The organism is Photorhabdus sp. RW14-46 (assembly GCF_963887965.1).
Classification (GTDB): Bacteria; Pseudomonadota; Gammaproteobacteria; order Enterobacterales; family Enterobacteriaceae; genus Photorhabdus; species Photorhabdus laumondii.
Window position 1 is genome coordinate 12,524 of the sequence record NZ_CAWPHH010000048.1, and the last position, 13,322, is coordinate 25,845.

A 13,322-nucleotide genomic window follows, 5' to 3' on the forward strand; every position below is an offset into this window, starting at 1 on the left:
TTGGTTTGCTTGAGAAGTTACGGAGAGTAAAAATGAAAGTTCGTGCTTCCGTCAAGAAATTATGTCGCAACTGTAAAATCGTTAAGCGTAACGGTATCGTTCGCGTGATTTGTAGTGCAGAGCCTAAGCATAAACAACGCCAAGGCTAATAAAATAGCATATTTTTCTTGCAAAGTCGGTTTGAGCTGGCTAAATTAGCCAGCCAATCTTTTTTATATCACAGTAACACTGTTTGAGTATCCTGAAAACGGGCTTTTCAGAATGGTGTTGCGGTAAATAAATAATTTAGGAGTGCATAGTGGCCCGTATAGCAGGCATTAACATTCCTGATCAGAAGCATACCGTGATCGCTTTAACATCGATCTACGGAATTGGCAAAACTCGCTCCCAAGCCATTTGTGCTGCGGCGGGTATTGCTGAGCATGTTAAGATCAGCGAGCTGTCTGAAGAGCAAATTGATAAGCTGCGTGACGAAGTTGCCAAATACGTTGTAGAAGGCGATTTGCGTCGTGAAGTAACCCTGAGCATCAAACGTCTGATGGATCTTGGTACTTATCGTGGTTTACGTCACCGTCGTGGTCTACCTGTTCGCGGCCAGCGTACTAAGACCAACGCACGTACCCGTAAGGGTCCACGTAAGCCGATCAAGAAATAATCGGGGTATTGTATAATGGCAAAAGCACCTATTCGTGCACGTAAGCGTGTAAGAAAGCAAGTCTCTGACGGTGTGGCTCATATCCATGCTTCTTTCAACAACACCATCGTGACCATTACTGACCGCCAGGGTAACGCCTTGGGTTGGGCAACTGCTGGTGGTTCCGGTTTCCGTGGTTCTCGTAAATCTACTCCGTTTGCAGCTCAGGTTGCAGCAGAGCGCTGTGCCGAAGCAGTGAAAGAATACGGAATTAAGAACCTGGAAGTTATGGTTAAAGGACCTGGTCCTGGCCGCGAGTCAACTATTCGAGCGTTAAATGCGGCAGGTTTCCGCATTACTAACATTACTGATGTGACTCCGATCCCTCATAACGGTTGTCGTCCACCTAAAAAACGTCGCGTTTAATAGCGTTTACTTTTTTAGGTTCGATTGGAGAAAGAAAATGGCAAGATATTTGGGTCCTAAGCTCAAGCTGAGCCGTCGCGAGGGTACAGATCTATTCCTGAAGTCTGGCGTTCGCGCGATTGACACCAAGTGTAAATTAGAACAAGCACCTGGGCAACATGGCGCACGTAAACCGCGTCTGTCTGACTACGGTGTGCAGTTACGTGAGAAACAAAAAGTTCGTCGTATTTACGGTGTTCTAGAACGTCAATTCCGTAACTATTATAAAGAAGCAACTCGTCTGAAAGGCAACACAGGTGAAAACCTGCTGAGTTTGCTGGAAGGTCGTCTGGACAACGTTGTTTACCGTATGGGTTTCGGGGCGACTCGTGCTGAATCACGCCAAATGGTAAGCCATAAGGCTATCATGGTGAATGGCCGCGTTGTTAACATCGCTTCTTATCAGGTATCCCCGAATGACGTAGTCAGCGTTCGCGAAAAATCGAAAAAGCAGTCTCGTATCAAGGCGGCTTTAGAGCTGGCTGAGCAGCGTGAGAAACCAACTTGGTTGGAGGTTGATGCTGTGAAGATGGAAGGTGTGTTCAAACGTATTCCAGAACGTGCCGATCTGTCTGCTGACATCAACGAACACCTGATCGTCGAGCTTTACTCTAAGTAAAGCTTAGCACCAAAGAGAGGACACAATGCAGGGTTCTGTGACAGAGTTTCTAAAACCGCGCCTGGTTGATATCGAGCAAGTCAGTTCGACGCACGCCAAGGTGACCCTTGAGCCATTAGAGCGTGGCTTTGGCCATACTCTTGGTAACGCACTGCGCCGTATTCTGCTTTCGTCTATGCCGGGTTGTGCGGTGACTGAGGTTGAGATTGATGGTGTACTGCATGAGTACAGCACCAAAGAAGGTGTACAGGAAGATATCCTGGAGATTCTCCTCAACCTGAAAGGGCTGGCGGTAAGAGTTCAGGGAAAAGATGAAGTTATTCTTACCTTGAATAAGTCTGGCATTGGCCCTGTGACTGCAGCCGACATTATCCACGACGGAGATGTCGAAATCGTCAAGCCGCAACATGTAATCTGCCACCTGACTGACGAAACTGCTTCTATAAGCATGCGCATTAAAGTTCAGCGTGGTCGAGGTTATGTGCCGGCTTCTGCCCGGATTCATTCGGAAGAAGATGAGCGCCCTATTGGTCGTTTGTTAGTAGACGCTTGTTATAGCCCAGTAGAGCGTATTGCCTACAATGTTGAAGCAGCGCGTGTAGAACAACGTACCGATTTGGACAAGTTGGTTATCGAGATGGAAACTAACGGTACAATCGATCCTGAAGAGGCGATTCGCCGTGCAGCTACTATTTTGGCTGAACAGCTGGAAGCTTTTGTTGATTTACGTGATGTACGTCAGCCAGAAGTAAAAGAGGAGAAGCCAGAGTTTGATCCGATCCTGCTGCGCCCTGTTGACGATCTGGAATTGACTGTCCGCTCTGCTAACTGTCTTAAGGCAGAAGCTATCCACTACATCGGTGATTTGGTACAGCGTACCGAGGTTGAGTTGCTTAAGACACCTAACCTGGGTAAAAAATCTCTTACAGAGATCAAAGACGTACTGGCTTCACGTGGCTTATCTCTGGGCATGCGCTTAGAAAACTGGCCACCAGCAAGTATTGCTGATGAATAACTAGATCACAGGTTAAGGTTTTACTGAGAAGGATAAGGTCATGCGCCATCGTAAGAGTGGTCGTCAATTGAACCGCAACAGCAGCCATCGCCAAGCTATGTTCCGTAATATGGCAGGTTCTTTGGTCCGTCATGAAATCATCAAGACGACTCTGCCTAAAGCGAAAGAACTGCGTCGCGTCGTTGAGCCGCTGATTACTCTTGCCAAGATCGACAGCGTAGCTAATCGTCGTCTGGCATTCGCCCGTACTCGTGACAACGAAATCGTGGCAAAACTGTTTAATGAGCTGGGCCCGCGTTTTGCGAGCCGCGCAGGTGGCTACACTCGTATTCTTAAGTGTGGCTTCCGTGCTGGTGACAATGCTCCGATGGCATACATCGAGCTTGTTGACCGTGCTACTGAGCCTCAAACAGAAGTTGCGACTGCGGAGTAATCTGTAGGGGCATATAAAAGAACCGGGTTTATCCCGGTTTTTTTACGCTTGCATATATGAATCTCTAACTTATTTTTTTTCATCCTGCTATGCTGATATCTCAAACAATGTTATCTATTGTAGGAGATATAAAGATGTATCGTATTGGTCAACTGGCTAAATTAGCGAATGTAACTCCTGATACTGTGCGTTTCTATGAAAAACAAGGAATGATGGAACATCAGAACCGTACTGAAGGAGGGTATAGACTTTATACAGAGCAAGATCTACAGCGCCTTCGGTTTATACGCTATGCTAAGCAATTAGGGTTTACATTGGAAGCTATTACAGAATTATTGTCTATTCGTGTAGATCCAGCCCATCATACTTGTGAAGAGTCAAAGCAAATTGTAGATTCTAGGTTAATGGAAGTGGAGGAAAAACTTCTTGAAATGCGAAAAATGCGTGATTCACTTAAGATGCTAAGTGATGCTTGTTGTGGCAGTTCTCATATAAGTATTTACTGTTCTATTCTTGAAACTTTAGAACAAGGTGCTTTGAATAAGAAATAAGTAATTTTTCTTTATTATTGAAAATTCAGAGAGTACAATTACTATGCTGGTAGATAAATTAATATGATAGAGGTATGTGATGATTACATATCACCATAAGAAAGGTGTAATAAAGGATAATGCTCTAGAAGCTCTATTACGTGATCCGCTATTTAAACAACGAGTTGAAAAAAATAAAAAAGGAAAAGGAAGTTACCAGAGGAAAGAAAAACATAGCAAAGCAAGTAGCTGGGAGACCAGTGGTAAGGGGTCATTAGATTCTTTACTACTGGTCTTTTAGTTTAATAGGTCTATTTCCTACTTTTCAGTAATCTACGAACTTCTAATAATAATTTTGTTTCGGTAATTGGGAGTATTTGATATAACTTCAATCTCCTTTTACTAAATGATCTGTTTATTAGTTTTATTGTGTAGAAAAATAGTGAATGATGGTAAGGTGTTCTTTTAAAATCATATCGATACTGACGTCAGCAGCTAAATTGGCAAAATTATCTTTCATAGTAAATTCATAAACTGATTTAAAAGTTTCATCACACCCTTTTAATTAAAACATACCAAGTTGTATTAGTTATTGTGTTCTAATTATATGACTGATGCATAATGATTTCTTTGGCTTTTAAAGGAAAAAAGGGCTTGGCTGGAATAGTTTCTCTACTTCGGGGACAAATTTCTTATCTGTAATAAACATAATTACATGATCTCCTTGTTCGATAACACTGTAATCACTAGCAATAAGGACTTCGTTACCGCGAGCTATTGCACTAATTGTAGTGCCTGGTGGTAATTTAATATCACCTACAGTTCGACCAACAACCTTTGATGTATTTTCATCCCCATGAGCAATCGCTTCGATAGCTTCGGCCACTCCACGACGTAATGAGGAAACGCTTACAATATCTGCTTTGCGAACATGACCTAACAGAGCGGAAATCGTCGCTTGTTGTGGAGAGATTGCAATATCAATGACACCACCTTGTACTAAATCGACATATGCACTACGTTGAATGAGAACTATGGCTTTTTTGGCACCCATGCGTTTGGCAAGCATTGCAGACATGATATTTGCCTCGTCATCGTTGGTTAGAGCAATAAATACATCAACTTGTTCTATATGTTCTTCAGCTAATAACTCTTGATCGGAGGCATCCCCATAGAAAACAATGGTGTCATGTAATAATTCGGCTAGTTCTATAGCTCTTTGCTGATTTCGTTCAATTAATTTAACCCTGTAATCTTTTTCTAGACGTAGTGCGAGGCCTGCTCCCACATTACCGCCACCTACAATCATAATACGTTTGTAGGGTTTTTCTAAACGTTGAAGCTCACTCATTACAGCACGAATATGTTGTGATGCAGCTACAAAGAAAACTTCGTCACCGGCTTCAATAATTGTAGAACCTTGAGGTCTTATTGGTCGATCCTGACGGAATATTGCTGCAACTCTGGTATTAATATGCGGCATGTGTTCACGAAGTGAGGAAAGTGCATTCCCTACAAGTGAGCCTCCATAATAAGCTTTTACTGCAACAATACTTACTCGGCCTTCGGCAAAGTTAACGACTTGTAAGGCGCCAGGATATTGAATTAGTTTATAAATATAATCTATAACAAGTTGTTCTGGTGAAATAAGATAATCAATAGGAATATCATTGGGCAGAAAAAGTTTATCTGCTTCACGAATATATTCTGCTGCGCGTATTCGCGCAACTTTATTTGGGGTGTTAAATAAGGAATAAGCAATTTGACATGCAATCATGTTAGTTTCGTCAGAATTAGTTACAGCAACTAACATATCAGCATCTTCAGCACCAGCTTCTCTTAATACTCTGGGGTAAGAACCATGACCATTGACTACTCTGAGATCGAATTTATCCTGTAGTTGGTGTAGACGGTTGGGATCAGTATCGACTATGGTGATATCGTTATTTTCACCTACCAGATTTTCAGCTAATGTACCGCCAACTTGACCTGCACCAAGAATAATTATTTTCATAGTATTCTCTAACTTATTGCAAACAAATAATTATCTCTATAAATCGTAGAGATATATTACCGTTTAGTTAATCGAGCGTAAAAGAAACCATCACCACCATTTAACTCAGGTATTATTTGTTTTCCTAGACAATCATTTGTCTCTGTTCCCGCGAGTTTTGCATCTGAGTGGCGTTTTAAAAACGAGCTGATTTGCTGACAATTTTCATCTGGTAGAATAGAACAGGTTGCATATACTAACGTTCCGCTTTTCTTTAAGTATGGCCAAATTGCATCAAGAATTTCAGATTGTAATTGAACTAATTGAGCAATATCTTCCTCGCGGCGTAACCACTTGATATCAGGATGGCGACGGATTACTCCTGTTGCTGAACACGGTGCATCCAAAAGAATGCGGTCGAATTGCTGGTTCTCTGCCCAATGTTCAGGGTGGCGTCCATCACCGGTTTTTACTGTAGCGTGGCAGTTAAGGCGTTTGAGATTTTCTTTTACTCGTTTGATTCTTTGCTCATCAATATCTACCGCTACTACTTGAGATTCTGGTGCTATTTCGAGGATATATGTTGTTTTCCCTCCTGGTGCTGCACAAAGATCGAGAATTTTCTCTCCATTTATGGGTTTTAGTAACTCGACACACTCTTGTGCGGATAAATCTTGGACAGTGACCCAACCTTTGTCAAATCCAGGTAATATTGTTACAGGGCAAGGGGAAATTATGCGGATAGCAGAAGGTGATTTGGGCGCTGGTTCCGCATCAATTCCTGATTTACGAAGAAGAGTGAGATATTCATCCCGACTATGGTATATACGATTAACTCGTAACCACATAGGGGGTTTTTTATTATTAGCATTAATAAGTTGTTGCCATTGTTGTGGATAGGCTTTTTGGATTCGAGTTAATAGCCATTCTGGGTGTAAGTGGTGGCTGGAATTATTTTGCGTACATTCCATTAACTGTAGCTGTTGTCTCTGAAATTGGCGAAGAACGCCATTAATTAACCCTTTTAATTGAGAATGCTTCAGAGTTACGGCTCCGTTTACTGTTTCAGCAAGTGCGGCATGGGCTGGAATACGAGTATAGGCAAGTTGGTATATCCCAACCATAAGCAGGTAATGAAGAATACGTTGTTTACCTTTTAATGGTTTTACCATTAGTTGACCTATTATCCACTCTAGCTGTGGTAATACGCGTAACACTCCGAAAGATAATTCCTGTAACAAGGGTTTGTCTTTATCAGTTATATTTTGTTGCAGTTTGGGTAAGACTGTACTGAGAGACTGTCCTTGATCCAGAACTTGATTGATTGCTTTTGCGGTGATACTTCGCAGATTATATGTGTTTTTCATAGTTAAAAGAGCTGACAAAAGCCAGCATTAAGAGAAAGTTTGTGAGAGAGATTACAGCATAAAATAGTATTCAGTTGATTTTATTACCTGGAGTAAACCATTCACGTTTAGAATTAAGTAGATTTGCTGCTGACATTGCTTTTTTACCGGCAGGTTGTAACTGTGTAATGTTCAGAATTCCATCAGCGGTAGCAATATAAATACCTTCTTTGTCTGCTTTTAGTACAGTTCCTGGCTCTACCGAAGTTTGTTCTTCAATGGCTTCTGCTTTCCAAACTTTAATAGGTTGTCCTTCCATTTCGAAAAAGCTCATGGGCCAGGGATTAAATGCGCGAATACAACGTTCAAGGTGGGTTGCAGATAGTTCCCAATTTATGCGGGCTTCTTCTTTGCTTAGTTTTTCAGCGTAGGTAACTAAATTTTCGTTTTGAGTTTTAGGTTGACTTTTACCTGATGTTATTAATGATAATGTTTTGAGTAACGCATCTGGCCCAATATTGGCCAGTTTTTCGTATAAACTGGCACTGGTATCCTCAGGTGTAATAGGGCATCTTGCTTTATATAGCATGTCGCCAGTATCAAGACCTATATCCATTTGCATTATTGTTACGCCTGTTTCTGTATCACCAGCCCAAAGTGAGCGTTGAATGGGTGCTGCACCTCGCCAACGTGGTAGTAGGGAACCATGTACGTTTAGGCAACCTAATTCTGGAATATTTAAAACAACTTTGGGAAGGATCAATCCATAGGCAACAACGATGAGAACATCAGGTTGTTGTTTTAGAACCCATTGTTGGTTTTCTTCTGAGCGTAAAGTAGCTGGCTGAAAAACGGTGATATTACGTTCCTCTGCCAGTACCTTTACAGGACTGGGTGTTAGTTTTTTACCTCTTCCTGCCGGTTTATCTGGTCGAGTTAGAACGCCAACTACCTCATGCTGAGACATTAACAAAGCCTCTAGATGGCGTGCTGCAAAATCAGGTGTTCCGGCAAAAACAATACGTAAAGAATCAGACACGTTTATTTCCTGTATTAATATAATTTACTTGGTTCGGGCTTTTTGTTTATCCAGTTTTTCTACTTTCTGGCGTATACGTTGGCGTTTCAGTGGAGATAAGTAATCCACAAAAAGTTTACCAATTAAGTGGTCCATCTCATGCTGAATACAAATTGCAAGTAAGTCATCAGCTTGTAATTCAAATGGTCGACCATTGTAATCTAGGGCTTTGATTTTGACTTTTTCGGCTCGTGGCACCAGTGCTCGTTGTTCAGGAATAGACAAACAGCCCTCTTCGATCCCAGTTTCACCACTTTTTTCCAGTAATTCTGGGTTGATCAGAACGAGACGCTCATTACGTGTTTCTGATACGTCAATAACAACAATACGCTGATGAATATCAACTTGTGTTGCTGCCAAACCGATACCTTCTTCTGCATACATAGTTTCAAACATATCATCAATGATACGTCGAATCTCTGCATCAACTGTTTCAACAGGCGTTGCAATAGTGCGAAGCCGCTCGTCTGGGTAATGTAATACTTGTAATACTGACATATATGTTTAGATCTGCATCCAAAATGTTAATGGTGTTCTATGTCTATTCTAGACATTTCCCGTTTAGATTGACAGTATCGATTGCTAATTGAGCAGTTTAGTTTTGTCCGTCAATCTTAGCCAGGATGACAACATGGAAGCTATGGAAGTATGGTTGCGAATGAAGATGATTTCTCATTTGGCAACAGAGAGAGCAGCAAATGTTGCAGAAAAATTGTTATATTCCGGGAGTCGTTATCTCACTGTGTTGAAAGATAGTGGATTATCGCCAGAACAATGTCTGCAATTTACTAAAGTAAATAAAACCTTACTAGCTTCATGCCTTAAGTGGCTGGAACAGCCAGAGCACCATTTATTGACATATTCTCACCCTTCGTATCCACCTCTATTAAAGCAGATACATACCCCTCCGCTTGTGCTTTTTGTGGCAGGAAAACCAGATATTCTTTTAAAGAAGCAGGTGGCGATGGTAGGGAGCAGGACAGCAAGTTATTATGGTGAGAGATGGGGAAGAATTTTTGCAAGTGAACTGGTTGGATATGAGTTAGTTATTGCTAGTGGTTTAGCTATCGGTATTGATGGTATTTGTCACCGAGCTGCATTGGATAGTGGAGGTAAAACAGTAGCTGTATTAGGTAGTGGGCTTGGACAGATTTATCCTCATAGACACGGATTATTAGCAAAGCAAATTGAGGAGAATGGTGCTCTTGTTTCTGAATTTTTTCCGGATACTCCGCCACGCGCAAAAAATTTTCCTAGAAGAAATAGAATTATCAGTGGATTAAGCTCAGCAGTGATTGTTGTAGAGGCAGGTCAAAATAGTGGTTCGTTAATTACTGCTCGTTGTGCCCTTGAACAAGGAAGGGATGTATTTGCATTACCAGGGCTTTTGGGAAATTCAGTGAGCGAAGGCAATCACTGGTTAATAAAACAAGGTGCATACTTAGCTACAAATGCAATGGATATTGTGGAACATGTTTACAGTTCATTACAATGGTTGAATATGGAAAGAACGGAGGAAGAAGTAAAACCGCAGTTTGAGCAAACTGAGTTGCCATTTACTGATGTGCTAGTTAACGTAGGCGCTGAAGTAACGCCTGTTGATATTATTGCTCAGCGTTCTTCATTACCTATAACTGAGGTCATGACAAAGCTCCTTGAGCTGGAATTACTGGGTAAGGTGACTGTGGTTGCTGGTGGTTATGTGCGTGTGAATTAAATTGACTGAATTTTTAGAGTCCTGTGCAACGTCATATGAGAATGAGTTTTTGAGTGAAAATAGTATGGCAAAAATGGTTCCTTTCTCCACCAATGAAACTGAATATTGCCCTGAATGTGGTTCTGCGTTGGTTATGCGTAATGGTATCCATGGCCCATTTCTTGGATGTTCTGGTTATCCATCATGTCAATATATTCGTCCATTAAAAGGGCAACGTGATGGGCATGTGGTAAAAGAACTTGAAGGGCAGCTATGTCCCGCGTGTGGAGTCAATTTGATTTTGTGCCAAGGACGTTATGGCATGTTCATTGGCTGTAGTCGTTATCCTGAATGCGAACATACAGAACTAATTGATAAACCGGATGAGACGTTAATAGCCTGTCCGCAATGTAAACAAGGACAACTACTCCAAAGGAAATCACGTTTCGGAAAAATTTTCCATGCGTGTAACCGTTACCCTAATTGCCAGTTTGTATTAAATAATAAGCCAATTGCGGGTAAATGTGAGTTTTGTTCTTATTCGTTGCTGGTGGAAAAACGTACATCACAAGGTGTAAAGTTATTTTGTGCTAGTAAGTTGTGTGGAAAACGGCAAATAAATTAAGCAGAGTAATAAAATGAGCAATGAAGCATCACCTGCATTTGAGAGTGTATTAACAGCATTAAAAGCAGAAAAAGTGATTGCCTATCCGACTGAAGCTGTTTTTGGACTTGGATGTGATCCTGATAGTGAAAAAGCAGTAAATGAACTGCTTATATTAAAGAAACGTCCTTGGCAGAAAGGGTTGATTCTTATCGCAGATAATTATGAACAATTACAACCGTATCTTGATGATAAACTTCTAACAGAAGAACAAAAAAAAGCTATGTTTGCTTGTTGGCCAGGGCCTGTAACCTGGGTGATTCCTGCCAAATTTAGTGCACCTAAGTGGTTGACAGGGCAATTCGCTACCTTGGCTGTCAGAGTTAGTGATCATCCTTTGGTGAAACAGTTATGTACTTTTTATGGGAAACCGTTGGTGTCGACCAGTGCAAATTTGAATGGCCTTGAACCATGCAGAACAGCAGAAGAAGTTAGACAACAGTTTGGAGATAAGCTTCCTATATTAAACGGAGATGTTGGAGGTCGGAAAAACCCTTCAGAAATTCGGGATGCTTTAACTGGTGAGCTTTATCGTCAAGGGTAAGGGGAGATAAATATGGATCAATTTGCTGTCTTTGGTAATCCTGTTGCGCATAGTAAATCTCCGCGTATCCATCAGTTATTTGCTAGACAGACAGGTATTGAGCATCGTTATGGGAAAATTCTGGTGCCGATAAGTAAATTTCAAGAGGCATTGGATACATTTCTTAAACAGGGAGGTATAGGAGTCAATATTACTGTGCCATTTAAAGAGCAGGCATTTATTCGAGCAAATGAGTTGACTGAACGGGCAAGACTCAGCGGTGCAGTTAATACTTTGAAATTACTTAATAATAATCAATTGCTTGGTGATAACACGGATGGTATAGGGTTATTAACAGACTTGATGCGACTTGAGTTTATTACTCAAGGGCAGCATATTTTAATCATTGGAGCTGGTGGAGCTGCCAGAGGTGTTTTATTTCCATTATTAGAATTTGGTTGTAAAATTACAATTACAAACCGCACGTTTAGTCGCGCTATACAGGTTGCTAATAATTTTTCGGCAATAGGCAGTATTCGGCCTGCTGAGATGAAAGTACTTAATAGTCCTGAGTTTGATCTCATTATCAATGCGACTGCATCTGGTATTAATGGTGAGATTCCTACTATATCTCCATTCATATTTAATGAGAATTGTGTCTGTTATGATATGTTTTACCAGGCTAATTTGACGCCCTTTATTTCCTTTGCTAGGAAGCATGGTGTTTCTCGTTATGCGGATGGGCTGGGGATGTTAGTGGGGCAAGCTGCTCATTCATTTAAATTATGGCATGGTGTATTGCCTGAAATTTCACCTGTGTTACTAACATTGGAACAGGAGTTACGTTCGTGAATCAATCTATCCAATTTCCTGATAGAGAAGAGTGGAGCGAGCAAGAGCAGATAGTCATTTTTTCCGCACTGGTAAATGGATTATTGGTTCAATGTGTTATAAGTGCCAAGGAGCTTTTATACCGTTATGGGGCGGAAGATCATCATCCACTAAGTCTTTTTCGACAAAATCGTTGGGATATAGAAGAAGAATTCGAATTAGTAATTAATAACGAGGATGATGATCATTTGGGACGTTACATATTACCTTCCTGCAAATAGTTATTTTTCAAGCTAACGTAATGGCTTGCCGAATAACATAGCCCTTTTAATTCTTCAGGTTTTAGTTTTCTGGCCTGGCGGGCAGGACTACCAATATAAAGGTACCCACTTTCTAATATCTTACCTGGGGCTACTAGGCTGCCTGCGCCAATAATAACGTTATCTTCAATCACTGAACCATCAAGTAGGATGGAGCCCATACCGATAAGTACTTGATTACCGATAGTGCAGCCATGAAGTATAACTTTATGCCCAATAGTGACATCATCCCCCACAATCAAGGGAAAACCATCAGGATTGTCTGTTGTTTTGTGTGTCACATGTAATATAGAGCCATCTTGAATGTTAGTACGTGCACCAATAGATACATAATTAACGTCCCCACGGATGACAACTAAAGGCCATATACTGACATCATCAGCAAGTCTAACATCACCAATGATTACACTAGATGAATCTAGCATAACGTTCTGACCAACTTTGGGCTGAATATCAAGGTAACTGCGTAACGTTTCGGACATGTATACCTCTGATGAAAAAATGGATATTTACTTTAAATAAGATTTTAGTGAGGAAAATATCAGTATGCAATGAAAGAAACTTGTTGAATAGGGCTATTGTGGTTGAAATTTCACCCAAAAAGAACAAGAATTCGCCTGTTGGTGGTAAATGTGAAAAAAAGTATTGTATAAAAATCTGAGCTCCCTATAATGCGCCACCACTGACCGACACAACGCTGATAAACATTGTGAGGTCGGGCAGAGAAAGCGATAATCAGTGCTTGACTCTGCGGGCGAACAGCGTAGTATACGCAGCCCGGCTGAACGAGAATGTTATTTTTTATGTCAGCCTGCTCTTTAACAATTAATCAGACAATCTGTGTGGGCACTCACAAGACCGTATCACAAAAAAATACGTTTTAAAGTCTTGAAGAGTGAACAACAGTTAATTCATTACGAAATAATTAGTCAGAATTCTTTGAGCATCAAACTTTGATTTAAATTGAAGAGTTTGATCATGGCTCAGATTGAACGCTGGCGGCAGGCCTAACACATGCAAGTCGAGCGGTAACAGGAAAGTGCCTGCACTTTTGCTGACGAGCGGCGGACGGGTGAGTAATGTCTGGGGATCTGCCCGAGGGCGGGGGATAACCACTGGAAACGGTGGCTAATACCGCATAATGTCGCGAGACCAAAGTGGGGGACCTGAAAGGG

Annotated in this window: 18 protein-coding genes and 1 rRNA gene; 14 read left to right on the top strand and 5 right to left on the bottom strand. The window is 41.3% G+C overall.

Features of this window, described 5'->3' with window-relative positions; all coding sequences use genetic code 11:
- The first annotated feature begins 32 nt into the window (after positions 1 to 32).
- The 8 genes from rpmJ (at position 33) to AACQ38_RS22235 (ending at position 3,997) form a co-directional block, all read left to right on the top strand.
- Positions 33 to 149 carry a 50S ribosomal protein L36 gene (gene rpmJ, locus AACQ38_RS22200; protein WP_012768118.1) on the top strand — a complete coding sequence of 39 codons (117 nt, stop codon included), beginning with the start codon at positions 33 to 35 and terminating at the stop codon, positions 147 to 149.
- A gap of 149 nt (positions 150 to 298) precedes the next feature.
- A complete protein-coding gene (gene rpsM / locus AACQ38_RS22205) occupies positions 299 to 655 on the top strand; it encodes a 30S ribosomal protein S13 (protein WP_011148774.1) in 357 nt (118 codons plus the stop codon).
- 15 nt (positions 656 to 670) lie between these two features.
- Positions 671 to 1,060: a 30S ribosomal protein S11 gene (gene rpsK, locus AACQ38_RS22210; protein WP_002919257.1), complete on the top strand. Its 390-nt coding sequence runs from the start codon at positions 671 to 673 to the stop codon at positions 1,058 to 1,060.
- Positions 1,061 to 1,097: 37 nt separating this feature from the next.
- Complete coding sequence (gene rpsD, locus AACQ38_RS22215; RefSeq protein ID WP_011148773.1) at positions 1,098 to 1,718, top strand: 30S ribosomal protein S4; 621 nt, start codon at positions 1,098 to 1,100, stop codon at positions 1,716 to 1,718.
- A 25-nt stretch (positions 1,719 to 1,743) separates the two neighbouring features.
- Complete coding sequence (locus AACQ38_RS22220; protein WP_011148772.1) at positions 1,744 to 2,733, top strand: DNA-directed RNA polymerase subunit alpha; 990 nt, start codon at positions 1,744 to 1,746, stop codon at positions 2,731 to 2,733.
- A gap of 40 nt (positions 2,734 to 2,773) precedes the next feature.
- On the top strand, positions 2,774 to 3,166 hold the full coding sequence (gene rplQ, locus AACQ38_RS22225) for a 50S ribosomal protein L17 (RefSeq protein ID WP_011148771.1): 393 nt from the start codon (positions 2,774 to 2,776) through the stop codon (positions 3,164 to 3,166).
- A gap of 134 nt (positions 3,167 to 3,300) precedes the next feature.
- Entirely contained in the window at positions 3,301 to 3,717 is a 417-nt protein-coding gene (gene zntR / locus AACQ38_RS22230) for a Zn(2+)-responsive transcriptional regulator (RefSeq protein ID WP_011148770.1), read from the top strand.
- Between the two features lie 79 nt (positions 3,718 to 3,796).
- On the top strand, positions 3,797 to 3,997 hold the full coding sequence (locus AACQ38_RS22235; RefSeq protein WP_011148769.1) for an alternative ribosome-rescue factor A: 201 nt from the start codon (positions 3,797 to 3,799) through the stop codon (positions 3,995 to 3,997).
- Positions 3,998 to 4,333: 336 nt separating this feature from the next.
- Here AACQ38_RS22235 and trkA read toward each other — a convergent pair whose 3' ends face one another.
- From trkA to def, 4 genes are all read right to left on the bottom strand, one after another.
- A complete protein-coding gene (gene trkA / locus AACQ38_RS22240; protein ID WP_011148768.1) occupies positions 4,334 to 5,710 on the bottom strand; it encodes a Trk system potassium transporter TrkA in 1,377 nt (458 codons plus the stop codon).
- Positions 5,711 to 5,766: 56 nt separating this feature from the next.
- On the bottom strand, positions 5,767 to 7,056 hold the full coding sequence (gene rsmB, locus AACQ38_RS22245; protein ID WP_011148767.1) for a 16S rRNA (cytosine(967)-C(5))-methyltransferase RsmB: 1,290 nt from the start codon (positions 7,054 to 7,056) through the stop codon (positions 5,767 to 5,769).
- 70 nt (positions 7,057 to 7,126) lie between these two features.
- Positions 7,127 to 8,074 carry a methionyl-tRNA formyltransferase gene (gene fmt / locus AACQ38_RS22250; RefSeq protein ID WP_058589628.1) on the bottom strand — a complete coding sequence of 316 codons (948 nt, stop codon included), beginning with the start codon at positions 8,072 to 8,074 and terminating at the stop codon, positions 7,127 to 7,129.
- A 24-nt stretch (positions 8,075 to 8,098) separates the two neighbouring features.
- Entirely contained in the window at positions 8,099 to 8,611 is a 513-nt protein-coding gene (gene def / locus AACQ38_RS22255; RefSeq protein WP_011148765.1) for a peptide deformylase, read from the bottom strand.
- A gap of 133 nt (positions 8,612 to 8,744) precedes the next feature.
- On the opposite strand from def, the gene dprA reads away from it, so the two are divergent.
- From dprA to AACQ38_RS22280, 5 genes are all read left to right on the top strand, one after another.
- The gene (gene dprA, locus AACQ38_RS22260; RefSeq protein WP_011148764.1) at positions 8,745 to 9,830 is read left to right on the top strand and encodes a DNA-protecting protein DprA; all 1,086 of its coding nucleotides are present in this window, start codon (positions 8,745 to 8,747) and stop codon (positions 9,828 to 9,830) included.
- Positions 9,831 to 9,894: 64 nt separating this feature from the next.
- Positions 9,895 to 10,434 carry a topoisomerase DNA-binding C4 zinc finger domain-containing protein gene (locus AACQ38_RS22265; RefSeq protein ID WP_041380425.1) on the top strand — a complete coding sequence of 180 codons (540 nt, stop codon included), beginning with the start codon at positions 9,895 to 9,897 and terminating at the stop codon, positions 10,432 to 10,434.
- Between the two features lie 13 nt (positions 10,435 to 10,447).
- Positions 10,448 to 11,017, top strand: coding sequence for an L-threonylcarbamoyladenylate synthase type 1 TsaC (gene tsaC / locus AACQ38_RS22270; RefSeq protein WP_011148762.1), 570 nt, complete (start codon positions 10,448 to 10,450; stop codon positions 11,015 to 11,017).
- 12 nt (positions 11,018 to 11,029) lie between these two features.
- Positions 11,030 to 11,848, top strand: a complete 819-nt coding sequence (gene aroE / locus AACQ38_RS22275) for a shikimate dehydrogenase (protein WP_011148761.1) — start codon at positions 11,030 to 11,032, stop codon at positions 11,846 to 11,848.
- The gene (locus tag AACQ38_RS22280; RefSeq protein WP_165579088.1) at positions 11,845 to 12,108 is read left to right on the top strand and encodes a DUF1488 family protein; all 264 of its coding nucleotides are present in this window, start codon (positions 11,845 to 11,847) and stop codon (positions 12,106 to 12,108) included. Before aroE ends, AACQ38_RS22280 begins: the two co-directional genes overlap by 4 nt.
- Here AACQ38_RS22280 and AACQ38_RS22285 read toward each other — a convergent pair.
- Positions 12,084 to 12,629 carry a gamma carbonic anhydrase family protein gene (locus AACQ38_RS22285; RefSeq protein WP_011148759.1) on the bottom strand — a complete coding sequence of 182 codons (546 nt, stop codon included), beginning with the start codon at positions 12,627 to 12,629 and terminating at the stop codon, positions 12,084 to 12,086. The genes AACQ38_RS22280 and AACQ38_RS22285 overlap by 25 nt on opposite strands.
- A gap of 478 nt (positions 12,630 to 13,107) precedes the next feature.
- Here AACQ38_RS22285 and AACQ38_RS22290 point away from each other — a divergent pair.
- Positions 13,108 to 13,322, top strand: a 16S ribosomal RNA gene (locus AACQ38_RS22290); the annotation flags it as partial.

Excerpts from the sequence above, each read along its gene's own strand:
- rplQ (WP_011148771.1), top strand. The coding sequence starts at position 2,774 with ATGCGCCATCGTAAGAGTGGTCGTCAATTGAACCGCAACAGCAGCCAT.
- AACQ38_RS22220 (WP_011148772.1), top strand. The coding sequence starts at position 1,744 with ATGCAGGGTTCTGTGACAGAGTTTCTAAAACCGCGCCTGGTTGATATC.
- aroE (WP_011148761.1), top strand. The coding sequence starts at position 11,030 with ATGGATCAATTTGCTGTCTTTGGTAATCCTGTTGCGCATAGTAAATCT.
- tsaC (WP_011148762.1), top strand. The coding sequence starts at position 10,448 with ATGAGCAATGAAGCATCACCTGCATTTGAGAGTGTATTAACAGCATTA.
- rpsD (WP_011148773.1), top strand. The coding sequence starts at position 1,098 with ATGGCAAGATATTTGGGTCCTAAGCTCAAGCTGAGCCGTCGCGAGGGT.
- AACQ38_RS22235 (WP_011148769.1), top strand. The coding sequence starts at position 3,797 with ATGATTACATATCACCATAAGAAAGGTGTAATAAAGGATAATGCTCTA.
- rpsK (WP_002919257.1), top strand. The coding sequence starts at position 671 with ATGGCAAAAGCACCTATTCGTGCACGTAAGCGTGTAAGAAAGCAAGTC.
- zntR (WP_011148770.1), top strand. The coding sequence starts at position 3,301 with ATGTATCGTATTGGTCAACTGGCTAAATTAGCGAATGTAACTCCTGAT.
- trkA (WP_011148768.1), bottom strand. The coding sequence starts at position 5,710 with ATGAAAATAATTATTCTTGGTGCAGGTCAAGTTGGCGGTACATTAGCT.
- rsmB (WP_011148767.1), bottom strand. The coding sequence starts at position 7,056 with ATGAAAAACACATATAATCTGCGAAGTATCACCGCAAAAGCAATCAAT.
- rpmJ (WP_012768118.1), top strand. The coding sequence starts at position 33 with ATGAAAGTTCGTGCTTCCGTCAAGAAATTATGTCGCAACTGTAAAATC.
- dprA (WP_011148764.1), top strand. The coding sequence starts at position 8,745 with ATGGAAGCTATGGAAGTATGGTTGCGAATGAAGATGATTTCTCATTTG.
- AACQ38_RS22285 (WP_011148759.1), bottom strand. The coding sequence starts at position 12,629 with ATGTCCGAAACGTTACGCAGTTACCTTGATATTCAGCCCAAAGTTGGT.
- AACQ38_RS22265 (WP_041380425.1), top strand. The coding sequence starts at position 9,895 with ATGGCAAAAATGGTTCCTTTCTCCACCAATGAAACTGAATATTGCCCT.
- def (WP_011148765.1), bottom strand. The coding sequence starts at position 8,611 with ATGTCAGTATTACAAGTATTACATTACCCAGACGAGCGGCTTCGCACT.